Origin of the sequence: Enterobacter cloacae complex sp. IR5441 (genome assembly GCF_049238215.1) — a bacterium.
GTDB classification, from domain to species: domain Bacteria; phylum Pseudomonadota; class Gammaproteobacteria; order Enterobacterales; family Enterobacteriaceae; genus Enterobacter; species Enterobacter hormaechei_C.
In genome coordinates this window covers 163,090-176,100 of the sequence record NZ_JBMKIA010000009.1, presented here as the reverse complement: position 1 = coordinate 176,100, position 13,011 = coordinate 163,090, and the positions used below count along the sequence as shown (strand labels likewise).

15 protein-coding genes are annotated in these 13,011 nt (G+C 54.3%); 8 read left to right on the top strand and 7 right to left on the bottom strand.

The genetic code is table 11. From position 1 onward, the window contains the following. Window positions 1-291: 291 nt before the first annotated feature. Entirely contained in the window at window positions 292-858 is a 567-nt protein-coding gene (gmhB, locus tag ACOTX5_RS12660) for a D-glycero-beta-D-manno-heptose 1,7-bisphosphate 7-phosphatase (protein WP_017383733.1), read from the bottom strand. 188 nt (window positions 859-1,046) lie between these two features. Here gmhB and metN point away from each other — a divergent pair, with 188 nt between their 5' ends. From metN to proS, 6 genes are all read left to right on the top strand, one after another. Then, on the top strand, window positions 1,047-2,078 hold the full coding sequence (gene metN / locus ACOTX5_RS12655; protein ID WP_047726905.1) for a methionine ABC transporter ATP-binding protein MetN: 1,032 nt from the start codon (window positions 1,047-1,049) through the stop codon (window positions 2,076-2,078). Beyond that, the gene (locus tag ACOTX5_RS12650) at window positions 2,071-2,724 is read left to right on the top strand and encodes a methionine ABC transporter permease MetI (protein WP_003856130.1); all 654 of its coding nucleotides are present in this window, start codon (window positions 2,071-2,073) and stop codon (window positions 2,722-2,724) included. Before metN ends, ACOTX5_RS12650 begins: the two co-directional genes overlap by 8 nt. Window positions 2,725-2,764: 40 nt before the next feature. Beyond that, complete coding sequence (gene metQ, locus ACOTX5_RS12645) at window positions 2,765-3,580, top strand: methionine ABC transporter substrate-binding lipoprotein MetQ (protein ID WP_003856132.1); 816 nt, start codon at window positions 2,765-2,767, stop codon at window positions 3,578-3,580. A gap of 106 nt (window positions 3,581-3,686) precedes the next feature. Then, window positions 3,687-4,091 carry an Rcs stress response system protein RcsF gene (gene rcsF / locus ACOTX5_RS12640; protein ID WP_015572735.1) on the top strand — a complete coding sequence of 135 codons (405 nt, stop codon included), beginning with the start codon at window positions 3,687-3,689 and terminating at the stop codon, window positions 4,089-4,091. Next, on the top strand, window positions 4,088-4,795 hold the full coding sequence (gene tsaA / locus ACOTX5_RS12635; RefSeq protein WP_015572734.1) for a tRNA (N6-threonylcarbamoyladenosine(37)-N6)-methyltransferase TrmO: 708 nt from the start codon (window positions 4,088-4,090) through the stop codon (window positions 4,793-4,795). Before rcsF ends, tsaA begins: the two co-directional genes overlap by 4 nt. Before the next feature lie 112 nt (window positions 4,796-4,907). Then, window positions 4,908-6,626, top strand: coding sequence for a proline--tRNA ligase (proS, locus tag ACOTX5_RS12630; protein ID WP_015572733.1), 1,719 nt, complete (start codon window positions 4,908-4,910; stop codon window positions 6,624-6,626). A 45-nt stretch (window positions 6,627-6,671) separates the two neighbouring features. On the opposite strand, the gene nlpE is transcribed toward proS, so the two are convergent. The 3 genes from nlpE to ACOTX5_RS12615 are packed head-to-tail and all read right to left on the bottom strand — an operon-like array spanning window position 6,672 to window position 8,368. After that, window positions 6,672-7,370, bottom strand: a complete 699-nt coding sequence (gene nlpE / locus ACOTX5_RS12625; protein WP_017383734.1) for an envelope stress response activation lipoprotein NlpE — start codon at window positions 7,368-7,370, stop codon at window positions 6,672-6,674. 39 nt (window positions 7,371-7,409) lie between these two features. Continuing rightward, window positions 7,410-7,826 carry an alternative ribosome rescue aminoacyl-tRNA hydrolase ArfB gene (gene arfB / locus ACOTX5_RS12620; RefSeq protein ID WP_006810027.1) on the bottom strand — a complete coding sequence of 139 codons (417 nt, stop codon included), beginning with the start codon at window positions 7,824-7,826 and terminating at the stop codon, window positions 7,410-7,412. Next, entirely contained in the window at window positions 7,823-8,368 is a 546-nt protein-coding gene (locus ACOTX5_RS12615; protein WP_003856144.1) for a YaeQ family protein, read from the bottom strand. Before ACOTX5_RS12615 ends, arfB begins: the two co-directional genes overlap by 4 nt. A gap of 195 nt (window positions 8,369-8,563) precedes the next feature. Here ACOTX5_RS12615 and ACOTX5_RS12610 point away from each other — a divergent pair, with 195 nt between their 5' ends. Next, window positions 8,564-8,764: a YaeP family protein gene (locus ACOTX5_RS12610; protein ID WP_003856146.1), complete on the top strand. Its 201-nt coding sequence runs from the start codon at window positions 8,564-8,566 to the stop codon at window positions 8,762-8,764. Continuing rightward, a complete protein-coding gene (gene rof / locus ACOTX5_RS12605) occupies window positions 8,751-9,011 on the top strand; it encodes a Rho-binding antiterminator (protein ID WP_003856148.1) in 261 nt (86 codons plus the stop codon). Before ACOTX5_RS12610 ends, rof begins: the two co-directional genes overlap by 14 nt. A 26-nt stretch (window positions 9,012-9,037) precedes the next feature. Here rof and tilS read toward each other — a convergent pair whose 3' ends face one another. The 3 genes from tilS to ACOTX5_RS12590 all read right to left on the bottom strand — a co-directional run bounded on the left by tilS (window position 9,038) and on the right by ACOTX5_RS12590 (window position 12,971). After that, on the bottom strand, window positions 9,038-10,324 hold the full coding sequence (gene tilS / locus ACOTX5_RS12600) for a tRNA lysidine(34) synthetase TilS (protein WP_045911041.1): 1,287 nt from the start codon (window positions 10,322-10,324) through the stop codon (window positions 9,038-9,040). A gap of 58 nt (window positions 10,325-10,382) precedes the next feature. Beyond that, window positions 10,383-10,772 (bottom strand): VOC family protein, encoded by a 390-nt coding sequence (locus tag ACOTX5_RS12595; RefSeq protein ID WP_003856151.1) that lies wholly within the window; start codon window positions 10,770-10,772, stop codon window positions 10,383-10,385. A gap of 66 nt (window positions 10,773-10,838) precedes the next feature. Further along, window positions 10,839-12,971: a lysine decarboxylase LdcC gene (locus ACOTX5_RS12590; protein ID WP_045911040.1), complete on the bottom strand. Its 2,133-nt coding sequence runs from the start codon at window positions 12,969-12,971 to the stop codon at window positions 10,839-10,841. Window positions 12,972-13,011: the final 40 nt, after the last annotated feature.

Here is a 13,011-nt window from a genome sequence, read left to right as displayed (position 1 = left end):
GAGGACATTAAGAATCCATGTCACTTTGAGTGCCCACACAGATTGTCTGATAAATTGTTAAAGAGCAGTTGCGACGCGCTTCAGCGCTCTGTCGCGAGGTGGCGTATATTACGCTTTCCTCTCTCAGAGTCAACCCGTTATTTCAGGATTTTTTCTCTTCAGCCGACCGGGTTATCTGTGAAGTGATTCACATCCGCCGTGTCGATGGAGGCGCATTATAGGGAGCCGCCGAGGAATGACAAGCGGAAAAATGCATTTTTATTTCAACCGCTCACCTTTTCGCCAAAACGCCTATTTTTGGTGCTTTTTAATCTCTTTTGGCAGTTCTGCCAGACTCGTTATCACCCAGTCGGCTGCATTTTCTGCTTCTGGGGTGACCGGTTTACCGGTACGCACTAATACTTTGGTACCTACACCTGCCGCCGCTGCTGCCTGCATATCTTCCAGTTTATCGCCCACCATATAAGATGCGGCCATATCAATGTGCAGGAATTCCTGTGCAGAGATAAACATGCCCGGGTGTGGCTTACGGCAATCACAGGTCTGACGATACGCCTCTACACTTCCCTGCGGGTGATGCGGACAATAATAGATGCCATCAAGATCGACGCCACGATCGGCCAGAGACCAGTCCATCCATTCCGTCAGCGTCTCGAACTGCGCTTCGGTGAATTTACCCCGGGCGATACCGGACTGGTTAGTCACCACCACCAGCGCATAGCCCATCTCTTTCAACTGGCGCATGGCATCTATTACGCCCTCGATAAACTCGAACTCATCAATCTCATGGACGTAACCGTGATCCACATTAATAGTGCCGTCACGATCGAGAAAAATTGCGGGTACAGATTTTGCCACCGGTTTGCTCCTGAAAAAGTCTTGTTCAGCTAGTATCTCATGAATCGCAGCGCAATAAAGTGCTCATCGCACAGAGGTGGATTGATTTAGACGTCTGGATGCCTTAACATCCATTTTGTTTACGGTCATTCCCCGTATCTGGCAGAAGAAAATGCCACGGCTAACTTACTTACGATAAAAATAATCTAATGATTAAACTTTCCAATATCACCAAAGTGTTCCAGCAGGGGAACCGAACCATTCAGGCGCTGAACAACGTCAGCCTGCATGTGCCTGCTGGTCAGATTTATGGCGTCATTGGCGCATCGGGTGCGGGTAAAAGTACGCTGATCCGTTGTGTTAACCTGCTTGAGCGCCCAACCCAGGGCAGCGTAGAAGTTGGCGGCCAGGAGCTTACCGCTCTCTCAGAAAAAGAACTCACCAAAGCGCGTCGCCAGATTGGCATGATTTTCCAGCACTTTAACCTGCTGGCATCCCGCACCGTGTTCGGCAACGTTGCCCTGCCGCTTGAGCTGGATAACACGCCGAAAGAAGAAGTTACGCGTCGCGTCACCGAACTGCTCGACCTTGTTGGTCTGGGCGACAAGCATGATAGCTACCCGGCAAATCTGTCCGGTGGGCAAAAACAGCGTGTGGCCATTGCCCGCGCGCTGGCAAGCAATCCTAAGGTGCTGCTGTGCGATGAAGCCACCAGCGCGTTAGACCCGGCCACCACGCGCTCTATTCTGGAACTGTTAAAAGACATTAACCGTCGCCTGGGCCTGACGATTCTCCTTATTACGCATGAAATGGATGTAGTGAAACGCATCTGCGACTGCGTGGCGGTCATCAGCAACGGTGAGCTGATTGAGCAGGACACGGTGAGTGAAGTCTTCTCACACCCGAAAACGCCGCTGGCTCAGCAGTTCATTCAGTCCACACTGCATCTGGATATTCCGGAAGATTATCTGGAACGTTTAAAAACAGACGCAACGCCTGACAGCGTCCCGATGCTGCGCATGGAGTTCACGGGCCAGTCCGTTGACGCACCGCTGCTGTCCGAAACCGCGCGTCGCTTTAACGTGAATAACAACATTATTAGCGCGCAGATGGACTACGCCGGTGGCGTGAGGTTCGGCATTATGCTGACGGAAATGCACGGCACACAGGAAGAAACCCAGGCGGCAATTGCCTGGCTGCAAGAACATCACGTAAAAGTAGAGGTACTGGGTTATGTCTGAGCCGATGATGTGGCTACTGGTTCGCGGCGTTTGGGAAACGCTGGCAATGACCTTCGTATCGGGCTTCTTTGGTTTTGTGATTGGGCTGCCGGTCGGCGTGCTGCTGTACGTTACGCGCCCGGGTCAAATTATTGAAAACGCGAAGCTGTACCGCACGCTCTCTGCGCTGGTGAACATTTTCCGGTCTATTCCGTTCATTATTCTGCTGGTGTGGATGATTCCGTTTACGCGCGTGATCGTCGGGACGTCGATTGGTTTGCAGGCAGCTATTGTCCCGCTGACCGTAGGCGCGGCACCGTTTATCGCCCGTATGGTGGAAAACGCCCTGCTGGAAATCCCAACCGGCCTGATCGAAGCTTCCCGCGCTATGGGTGCGACGCCAATGCAGATCGTTCGCAAAGTTCTGCTGCCAGAGGCGCTGCCTGGGCTGGTGAACGCAGCAACCATCACGCTTATCACCCTGGTCGGTTATTCCGCAATGGGCGGCGCCGTAGGTGCTGGCGGTTTAGGCCAGATTGGATATCAGTACGGCTATATTGGCTATAACGCTACCGTAATGAATACCGTTCTGGTATTGCTGGTTGTGCTGGTTTACTTAATTCAATTCTCTGGCGATCGTATCGTCCGGGCTGTTACGCATAAATAACGTTACAAACAACACAAACTCGACGAGTTAAGGATATAACATGGCGTTTAAATTTAAGACCTTCGCAGCAGTAGGCGCACTGATTGGCTCGCTGGCACTGGTGGGTTGCGGTCAGGACGAAAAAGATCCAAACCACATCAAAGTAGGCGTTATCGTCGGTGCAGAACAGCAGGTTGCTGAGGCCGCGCAGAAAATCGCTAAAGAGAAATATGGCCTGGACGTTGAACTGGTGACCTTCAACGATTACGTTCTGCCGAACGAAGCGCTGAGCAAAGGCGACATTGACGCTAACGCCTTCCAGCATAAACCGTACCTGGATCAGCAGATCAAAGATCGCGGCTACAAACTGGTTGCTGTCGGTAACACCTTCGTTTACCCGATTGCCGGTTACTCCAAGAAAATTAAATCTCTGGATGAACTCCAGCCGGGTTCACAGGTTGCCGTCCCTAACGACCCAACCAACCTTGGCCGTTCCCTGCTTCTGCTACAGAAAGTGGGCCTGATTAAACTGAAAGAAGGCGTTGGCTTGTTACCGACCGTTCTGGACGTAACCGAAAACCCGAAAAATCTGAAAATTGTTGAGCTGGAAGCACCACAGCTGCCACGTTCTCTGGACGATGCGCAGATCGCCCTGGCCGTGATCAACACCACTTACGCCAGCCAGATCGGCCTGACCCCAGCGAAAGATGGCATCTTCGTTGAAGATAAAGATTCCCCGTACGTCAACCTGATCGTGACTCGCGAAGACAACAAAGACGCGGAGAATGTGAAGAAATTCATACAGGCATATCAGTCTGAAGAAGTGTACCAGGAAGCCAATAAGGTGTTTAACGGCGGCGCGGTTAAAGGCTGGTAATCTCCCGGCAGTGTAATATCATCAAGACGGGCATTTGCCCGTCTTGTCATTTGTGCGGTCAACTGCTTCAATATCTGACGTTTTGATTATCCACTGAGGAATTATTATGCGTGCTTTACCGATCTGTTTTTTAGCACTGATGCTGAGCGGCTGTTCTATGCTAAGCAGATCTCCTGTTGAACCTGTTCAAAGCACTGCAACCCCGCCAAAAGCGGAGCCAGCAAAACCGAAAGCGCCTCGCGCTGCGCCGGTACGTATTATTACCAAAGCCGACGAGCTGGTCGGTAAGCCATTCCGTGAACTGGGCGAAGTGAGCGGCGAATCCTGCCAGGCAACGAATCAGGACTCCCCACCCAATATTCCGACAGCCCGCAAGCGTATGCAAATCAACGCGTCGAAAATGAAAGCCAACGCGGTGCTGCTGCACAGCTGCGAAGTCACCAGCGGCACACCAGGTTGCTATCGCCAGGCGGTATGTATCGGTTCTGCGCTTAACATTACGGCGAAATGAGTTCATTTCAGTTCGAGCAGATAGGCGTTATCCGCTCCCCTTATAAAGAAAAGTTCGCCGTTCCACGTCAGCCGGGTCTGGTCATTAACGGCGGCGGCGAGCTTCATCTTGTCGCGCCGTATAATCAGGCCGATGCAGTGCGCGGGCTTGAGGCGTTCAGCCATTTATGGGTGGTCTTTGTGTTTCACCAGACCATGGAAGGCGGCTGGCGTCCTACCGTGCGTCCGCCTCGTCTGGGCGGAAATGCCAGAATGGGTGTCTTTGCCACCCGCTCAACCTTTCGTCCCAACCCCATCGGGATGTCGCTGGTCGAGCTGAAAGGCATACGTTGTCAGAAAGATCAGGTGATCCTGGAGTTAGGTAGCCTTGACCTGGTTGATGGCACGCCGGTCATAGATATTAAGCCTTACCTGCCCTTCGCCGAAGCGCTGCCGGATGCCCGAGCAAGCTATGCTCAGGACGCACCGCAGGCAGATATGCCGGTTCACTTCACGTCTGAAATAACGACGCAAATCAGCGAGCTGGAAAAGCGTTATCCTCGCCTGCGTGACTTTATCGTTGAAGTGCTGGCCCAGGACCCCCGTCCCGCCTACCGCAAAGAAGAGGAAGCCGGGAATACGTACGCCGTCTGGCTGCTGGACTTTAACGTGCGCTGGCGCGTGACTGCGGCGGGTTTTGAAGTGTTTGCCCTGGAACCCAGGTAATTTTGTTCTCCTCTCTTTTGGCATCTTTGCCACACTGGTAAACTAAACCACTTTTTTTGTGTCAGGCTGGTGTTTCAGCCTGTTCCAATCGTCGAAATGGAACCGTAACAACATGCGTACTAGCCAATATCTGCTCTCCACTCTGAAGGAGACACCTGCCGACGCCGAGGTGATCAGCCACCAGCTGATGCTGCGCGCCGGGATGATCCGCAAGCTGGCCTCCGGGTTATACACCTGGCTGCCGACCGGCGTGCGCGTCCTGAAAAAAGTCGAAAACATCGTGCGTGAAGAGATGAACAACGCCGGTGCTATCGAGGTGTTAATGCCGGTCGTTCAGCCCTCTGAACTGTGGCAGGAGAGCGGTCGCTGGGAGCAGTACGGTCCTGAACTGCTGCGTATTGCCGATCGTGGCGATCGTCCATTCGTTCTCGGCCCAACGCATGAAGAAGTGATCACCGACCTGATCCGTAACGAGCTGAGCTCTTACAAACAGCTGCCGCTGAACTTCTTCCAGATCCAGACTAAGTTCCGTGACGAAGTGCGTCCACGCTTTGGCGTCATGCGTTCTCGCGAGTTCCTGATGAAAGATGCTTACTCTTTCCATACTTCTCAGGAATCGCTGCAAGAGACCTACGACAAAATGTACGCGGCCTACAGCAAAATCTTCTCCCGCATGGGGCTGGATTTCCGTGCTGTACAGGCTGATACCGGTTCAATCGGCGGTAGCGCCTCCCATGAATTCCAGGTTCTGGCGCAGAGCGGCGAAGACGATGTGATCTTCTCTGACTCCTCTGATTACGCCGCGAACATCGAATTTGCAGAAGCGCTGGCACCAAAAGAACCACGCGGCGCGGCAACGCAAGAGATGACGCTGGTTGATACGCCAAACGCGAAAACTATCGCCGAGCTGGTTGAGCAGTTTACTCTGCCGATCGAAAAAACCGTGAAAACCCTGCTGGTGAAATCGGCTGAAGGTAGCGCTTATCCACTGGTTGCCCTGCTGGTACGAGGCGATCACGAGCTGAACGAAGTGAAAGCCGAGAAGCTGCCGCAGGTTGCCAGCCCGCTGACCTTCGCAACGGAAGCAGAGATCCGCGCCGTGGTGAATGCTGGTCCTGGTTCTCTGGGTCCGGTGAACATGCCTGTTCCGGTGGTCATTGACCGCACCGTTGCGGCGATGAGCGACTTCGCTGCGGGCGCAAACATCGACGGTAAACACTTCTTCGGCATCAACTGGGATCGTGACGTGGCGACGCCGGAAGTGGCTGACATCCGTAACGTGGTCGCAGGCGATCCAAGCCCGGACGGCAAGGGTACTCTGATGATCAAACGCGGTATCGAAGTAGGCCACATCTTCCAGCTGGGCGATAAGTACTCGCGCGCAATGAACGCTGCCGTTCAGGGCGAAGATGGCCGTAACCAGGTTCTGACCATGGGCTGCTACGGCATTGGCGTAACGCGCGTTGTTGCTGCCGCTATCGAGCAGAACTATGACGAACGCGGAATCGTCTGGCCGGATAACATCGCGCCGTTCCAGGTGGCGATCCTGCCAATGAACATGCACAAGTCTTACCGCGTGCAGGAGCTGGCTGAGAAACTCTACGCTGAGCTGAGTGCGAAAGGTATCGACGTGCTGATGGATGACCGTAAAGAGCGTCCTGGCGTGATGTTTGCTGACATGGAACTGATCGGTATTCCACACACCATCGTCATTGGCGACCGTAACCTCGACAGCGACGAGATTGAATACAAATACCGTCGCAACGGCGAAAAACAGATGATCAAGACGGGAGATATTCTTGATTACCTGGTGAAAGCCATCAAAGGTTAAGAAACAAAAAACCCCGCCAGTGCGGGGTTTTTTAATGGCTATATCTTATTTGCTTTCGCAGTCTTTCCCCGCAGCAAACTTCGCGTCTTTATCTGCCACCAGCGTTTTCACCAGCTCGCCGCTATCCGGGTTTGGCTCCAGCGTAAAGTGCCCTTCAACCGTCAGCAACACTGGCTTACTGTCGTTGCCGCGCGCGACGGCATAGTCTCGCTCCAGCTGGGCATTGTTCGCCACGCTGACTTTCTTCCCTGTTGCACAGTCAGTGAAGATCGCCGCATCCGCCATGTAGAAATACATCCCTCGCATCGCCATTGGGGTGGCTGGCAGGGTCGCTTTTACCGGGGCCAACGTGTAGTTGAACTGGGATTCAATCGGATTACCTTCGCGATCGAGCATCTCCATCCCCTCGCCTTTGGCGCGGAAGAAGGTTTTATCGCCCGTGGTATCCGTCAATACCAGCTTCTCAGCCGTACGCGCCCATGTTCCGTAAGATGCAAAAGAAGACGGTTCTTTCGCCCCCTGGTAACGCTGGTTCATGACCCAGGTGCCATCTTTTTGCAGAAACAGAGAGGTTTCGATGCCCTCGCAATCTGCACACGGTAATACGCCGCGCCAGCTTTGCTGCATCGGCTTTAATTCTTCATTTTGCGTTGGCTGTAGTACCTGCGTTTCTGAACGGTTATTACAGCCAAAAAGCGCGAACAGGCTTGTCACGGCCAGCGCTGATAATAATGCTTTTTTCACAATACTTTCCTTATGAAAAAGGGTATCCCTTTCGTCACATTATGGGTGACGGACTTTGCCACGCAGTGATTTTACGGTGGATTTCTGCGCCTTCGATGACAACCGACGTTCTTTCGATGCCCGCGTTGGACGTGTTGCCCGGCGACTTTTTTGTACAGCCGTCAGCTCTTTGATGACCGCGACCAGCCGGGCTATTGCCGCTTCCCGGTTAAGCTCCTGGCTGCGATACTCCTGCGCTTTAATCACCATCACACCCTCGCTGGTGATCAGGTGATGGCTGGCGGCAAGCAGGCTTTCTTTATAATACTCTGGCAGGCTGGAGGCCCGAATGTCAAAGCGCAAATGGATAGCCGTTGAGGCCTTGTTAACGTGCTGTCCCCCTGCTCCCTGGGCCCGGATGGCGGTGATCTCCAGCTCGTTATCAGGGATGCTGACGTTTCGGGACAATACAATCATGATGCGGGCTGCCAGGCCGTGAGATGAATTTCCAGATTATTCTGAGAATCGGAAAGCCAGATGGCGCCGTCCTGAATCGTCGCCTGTAGCGCCATCGTCCGGCTGGCGAACGCACTCAGCTGCGCCAGCTGTTCATCATCCAGATACCAGACGGTAAGATTTTTGAACTGCGCACATTTATTTTTATTTTGTTGCCACCAGATCTCCGCCGCTCTCTGGTTGTAGGCAAACAACGCCACTTCAGCAGACTGGGTGCAGGCCTTTTTGATCCGGCGTTCATCCGGCAGGCCAAGCTCAATCCATAAATCGATACCCAGATGATCGTTGCGCAGCCAGGCTTCCGGTTCATCTTCCGCGCTTAAACCACGGGTAAATTGCAGACGCTCGTCGGCATACTTAATCCACGCCAGCAGGCGCAGCATCATGCGCTCCTGGGTTTCAGAAGGGTGACGCGCCAGCGTCAATGACGCATCCAGAAACTGGTTACGGTCAAGATCCGCCACATTGACCACAGCTTTATAAATTGTCGCTTTCAGCGCCATGAGAGAACTCCTTTCGAATCAGGCGTACATTGTAGCGAAAACCGCGGCAAAAGGCTGTTACGAGGTGGTGTCTCCCTCTTATCAAGGCGCTGATAATGCTTAAATGAGTATGGTATAGTCACCTTGCTAAACCGAGTTTAACTTCGTAGGCTTAATGATATCTCACAGTAAGTCAGTACGCTGGCAGGAGGTGATGTGAATAATTATTGTGAGTTGATTCGCAGACGGTATGCGGAGATCGCCAGCGGAGATCTGGGGTACATTCCGGATGCGTTAGGCTGTGTATTGAACGTGCTAAATGAAGTGGCCTCTGATGAGAGCCTTTCTGAATCGGTCAGGGAAAAAGCAGCGTATGCTGCGGCGAATTTACTGGTGAGCGATTATGTCGATGAATGATACCTATCAACCCATCAATTGTGATGACTATGACAACCTCGAACTCGCCTGCCAGCATCATTTAATACTGACGCTGGAGCTAAAAGATGGCGAAGTGCTAAAGGCAAAGGCCAGCGATCTGGTTTCCCGTAAAAATGTGGAATACCTGGTTGTGGAAGATGCAGGTGCAACGCGTGAGCTACGCCTCGACAAAATTGCCAGTTTCAGCCATCCGGAAATCGGCACCGTTGTGGTGAGCGAATCCTGATAACCAACGGGCAGCCAGGCTGCCCGTTACGCTTTCCATTCAAAATTAACACCCGCTTCAGCCCACCCCTCTTCAGTGATGAACACCTCTGCCGCCGCGATGAGCGTGTCGCCGTAAAACAGAAGCGGCGTGGTATCACGTCGCCAGGGCGGAACGTTCTGTTCCTGCCAGATTTTCTTCAGCTTACGCCCGCCGTTACGCCCGACGATATGCAGCATGCCGCTGGCCCTGAAGCGTATAGTGACGTTCTCGTCCGGCTCAGGTAGACGCACATTGCCCGAATGGCTTAACGCAACGACACCGCCATTCATCGGTAGCGTTAATGCTTTTTCCGGCGACGGCCAGTCGAGCACAACGTCAGCCAGCGACGGCACAGATTTTACCCACCAGAGTTGCCCTTTATAGCGCCTGACGTCATAACCATTCAGGTGTATACACGGGGCAGCATCTTCCCTCGCCTGTGCAACTTCCTCCCAGATACGGTTGAGCATCGCCCGGGACGGCATAACCGCACGGTGGTAAGCCAGCCAGCGACGAATCAGAGCAGCCCGGCGCACGGGGCTCATCACCTTCAACGGCGCAATGTTCAGGGCACCGTCAGCGGTAGTCAGCGTATCCAACTCCTCGCTCAGCAACTCATCCAGCAAGCTTTCCTGTTCAGCACACAGCATGGCGCTTCTGGCCGCCGCTTCGGAAAAATGCGCCCAGCGCTCACTCAGCAGCGGTAAGACGCGCAGGCGCAGGAAGTTACGGTCGTAACTGTCGTCCTGATTGCTCTCGTCTTCAATCCAGCACAGATGATGCTGCTGCGCCCAGGCTTCCAGTGATGCGCGCGTCTCACCCAGCAGCGGGCGGATGAGCTCTGTTTCAGCAAAATCTGCGCGCTCAGGCATGGCGGATAACCCCGCAGGCCCGCTGCCCCTCTTGAGCGCCAGTAAAAACGTCTCGCACTGGTCGTCCAGATGCTGCGCGGTGACCAACGCTTCCCCTTGCTGTAATGCGCCGGAAAACGCGGCGTAGCGGGCTTTCCGCGCCTGCGCCTCAATACCCAGCCCCTCATCCTCAAGCGTGACGCGTTCAACGATCAGCGGGATCGCCCACCCTGAACACACCGCTTCGCAGTGCGCTACCCAGTCGTCGGCATGGGGGCTTAAGCCGTGATGGATATGCATTGCCCGCAGCTGGACGTCAGGCTCACGGTCGCGCCAGAGCTTAAGGCGGTGCAGCAAAACGGTGGAATCCAGGCCACCGCTGAACCCCACCAGCAGCTGGCGATAGGGTGAAACGGCGTGCGCGATAGCGGGTAAGGTCATAGGAAATTACACATAAAAAATGCCCGAACTGAACGGGCATTATCACACATGACGGCGATTACTGCTGGTAAAGCTCCAGCGGCAGGCCGTCCGGATCGTTGAAAAAAGTGAAACGTTTATCGGTAAAGGGATCGACACGAATCGCTTCGCAGGCCACGCCGTGGGCTTCCAGATGTTTTACCGCGCTGTCCAGGTCATCGACGCTGAAGGCCAGGTGGCGCAGGCCGCAGGCTTCCGGGCGTGAAGGACGCGCTGGCGGGAAAGGAAAAGAGAACAGTTCAATCACATATTGTCCGTTTAACGCCAGATCGCCTTTCCAGGAGTCGCGCTCCTCACGGTAAGCCTCGCTCAACAGCGTAAAGCCGAGAACGTCGCAGTAGAATGCCTTACTTTTCGCGTAATCGGTGGCAATGATCGCAATATGATGAACCGCTTTTAAACCCAGCATAGTTTCTCCTTTTTATGATGCCCTGAACGTTACAACCGACAACCCGCCTCTGGCAAGCAGCCCCTTTTATTTTAGGACTCTCACCCAGTACACGCCGTTATCATCGCGTTTCGCGCCATGAATGTCCGTTTCAAAGCCCGGATAGTGGCGCCCTACCGAACAGAGCATCAGCAGGAAATCGAGCACCGCCCGGCTCTCCTCGGTGATCATTTCACCCGGCATCAGCAGCGGCACGCCCGGCGGATAAGGCAGGATCATGTTGGCCGATACCCGCCCGACCAGGTTCTCCAGCTCAACGGTTTCAACCTCCCCTTTCACCTGGCGCTGCCACGCCCTGTGCGGCGTCAGCTTCATTTCAGGCAGAACATCAAATGCCTGCAACATCAGGCGCGGCAGATCGTGCTGGCGGATCAGCCTGTGGATCCCCTGGGCCAGATCCTGAATACGCATATTGCGATAGAAGTCAGGATCTTCCGCGTAGAGATCCGGCAGCATATTCTTCACCCGCAGGTTCAGATCATATGCACGCTTAAACTCCATCAGTCCGCGCAACAGCCCCATCGCGCGGGTTTTATCGATCCCGATGCTGAACAGGAACAGCAAATTATAGGGGCCGGTTTTCTCCACCACCACGCCGCGCTCATCAAGGAACTTCGCCACCAGCGCAGCCGGGATCCCTTCCTCACCCATCACGCCCTGCTCATCCATGCCCGGCGTCAGGATCGTCACCTTAACCGGATCGAGGAACATGTGGTCCGCATCGGCATCCCGAAAACCGTGCCAGCTCTCCCCCGGCGCGACGGGCCAGCATTCTGCCTCATCAATCTCTTCCGGCTGCCAGATATCAAAGAACCAGCCGTCCGCTTCATCTTTAAGTCGCTGAACCTCTTTTCGGAAATGCAGCGCCCGTTCCACCGAACGATTGATCAGGCGTTTACCCGGATTACCGCGCAGCATCGCCGCCGCCGTTTCGATGGACGCCACCAGCGGGTAGCTCGGCGACGTGGTCGTGTGCATCATAAAGGCTTCGTTGAAGGTGTCCTCGTCGTACTCGCCCTTGATGTGAATAAGAGACGCCTGGGAAAACGCGGCCAGCATTTTGTGCGTCGACTGCGTTTCGAAGAACACCTTGCCCGGCACCCGCTCGCCGCTCATCCCACTTTTACCCGAGTAAATCGGGTGGAAATTGGTGTAAGGCACCCACGCGGAGTCAAAGTGGATCGACGGCACGTCGAGCGTCTGCTTGATCCAGTTCGTGTTGTAAAGCAGCCCGTCATAGGTGGAGTTGGTGATCACCGCGTGCACAGGCCAGCTTGCCTCGGGGATCGCCGCGATCTTATTTTCAATGGCTTCATGCGCGAATTCACGGCGAGGAATGCCGCCGAGAATACCCAGCGCATTACGCGTAGGCGACAGCCAGAGCGGCACCACGTCGCTCATCATCAGCAAATGCGCCAGTGATTTATGGCAGTTGCGGTCAATCAGCAGCGTACTGCCGGCAGGCGCGGCGTACATCCCGACGATTTTGTTCGAGGTTGAGGTACCGTTGGTCACCATGTAGCTTTGCTCGGCGCCAAAGGTCCGGGCGATGTACTCTTCGGCTTCCAGATGCGGGCCGGTATGATCCAGCAGAGAGCCTAACTCGGTGACCGAAATCGACACATCCGCCTTCAGCGTGTTACCGCCGAAGAAATCGTAGAACAGACATCCCACCGGGCTTTTTTGATAGGCTGTTCCCGCCATGTGGCCTGGCGTACAGAAGGTGTACTTCCCTTCATTCACATAGGTGAACAGCGCGCGCGTGAACGGCGGTGTGATGTTATCGAGGTATTCACCGGTGTACTGCTGAATGCGGGTCGCAATGTCCTCGGCAACGCCGAGTGAGTATTCGAAGAACCACAGCGCCATACGCATATCATGCGCGCTCACGTCCATGGTCGAGTGAGTGTTGATAAACGCGTACAGCGGAAGATATTCGTTGAGCTTATTGATATCGCTGCACAACTCCATGTCGTATTCGTCCCAGTCGAATATCACGCCACAGATGCGCGGATTGTGTTCGATAAATTTCAGCAGGTCGGCGCTGTTTTGCGGCCAGATCAGCTGGTATCCGCGTGCTTTGAGGGCTTGCTCCAGCTCCTTGGTGGGTTCGTCTTTATAAAAGACGCCGTGTGGCCCCATGATGGCAATGATGTTCATGGTTTACCTCCTTGAAAAACATCAGATAAGCATAGTTAAG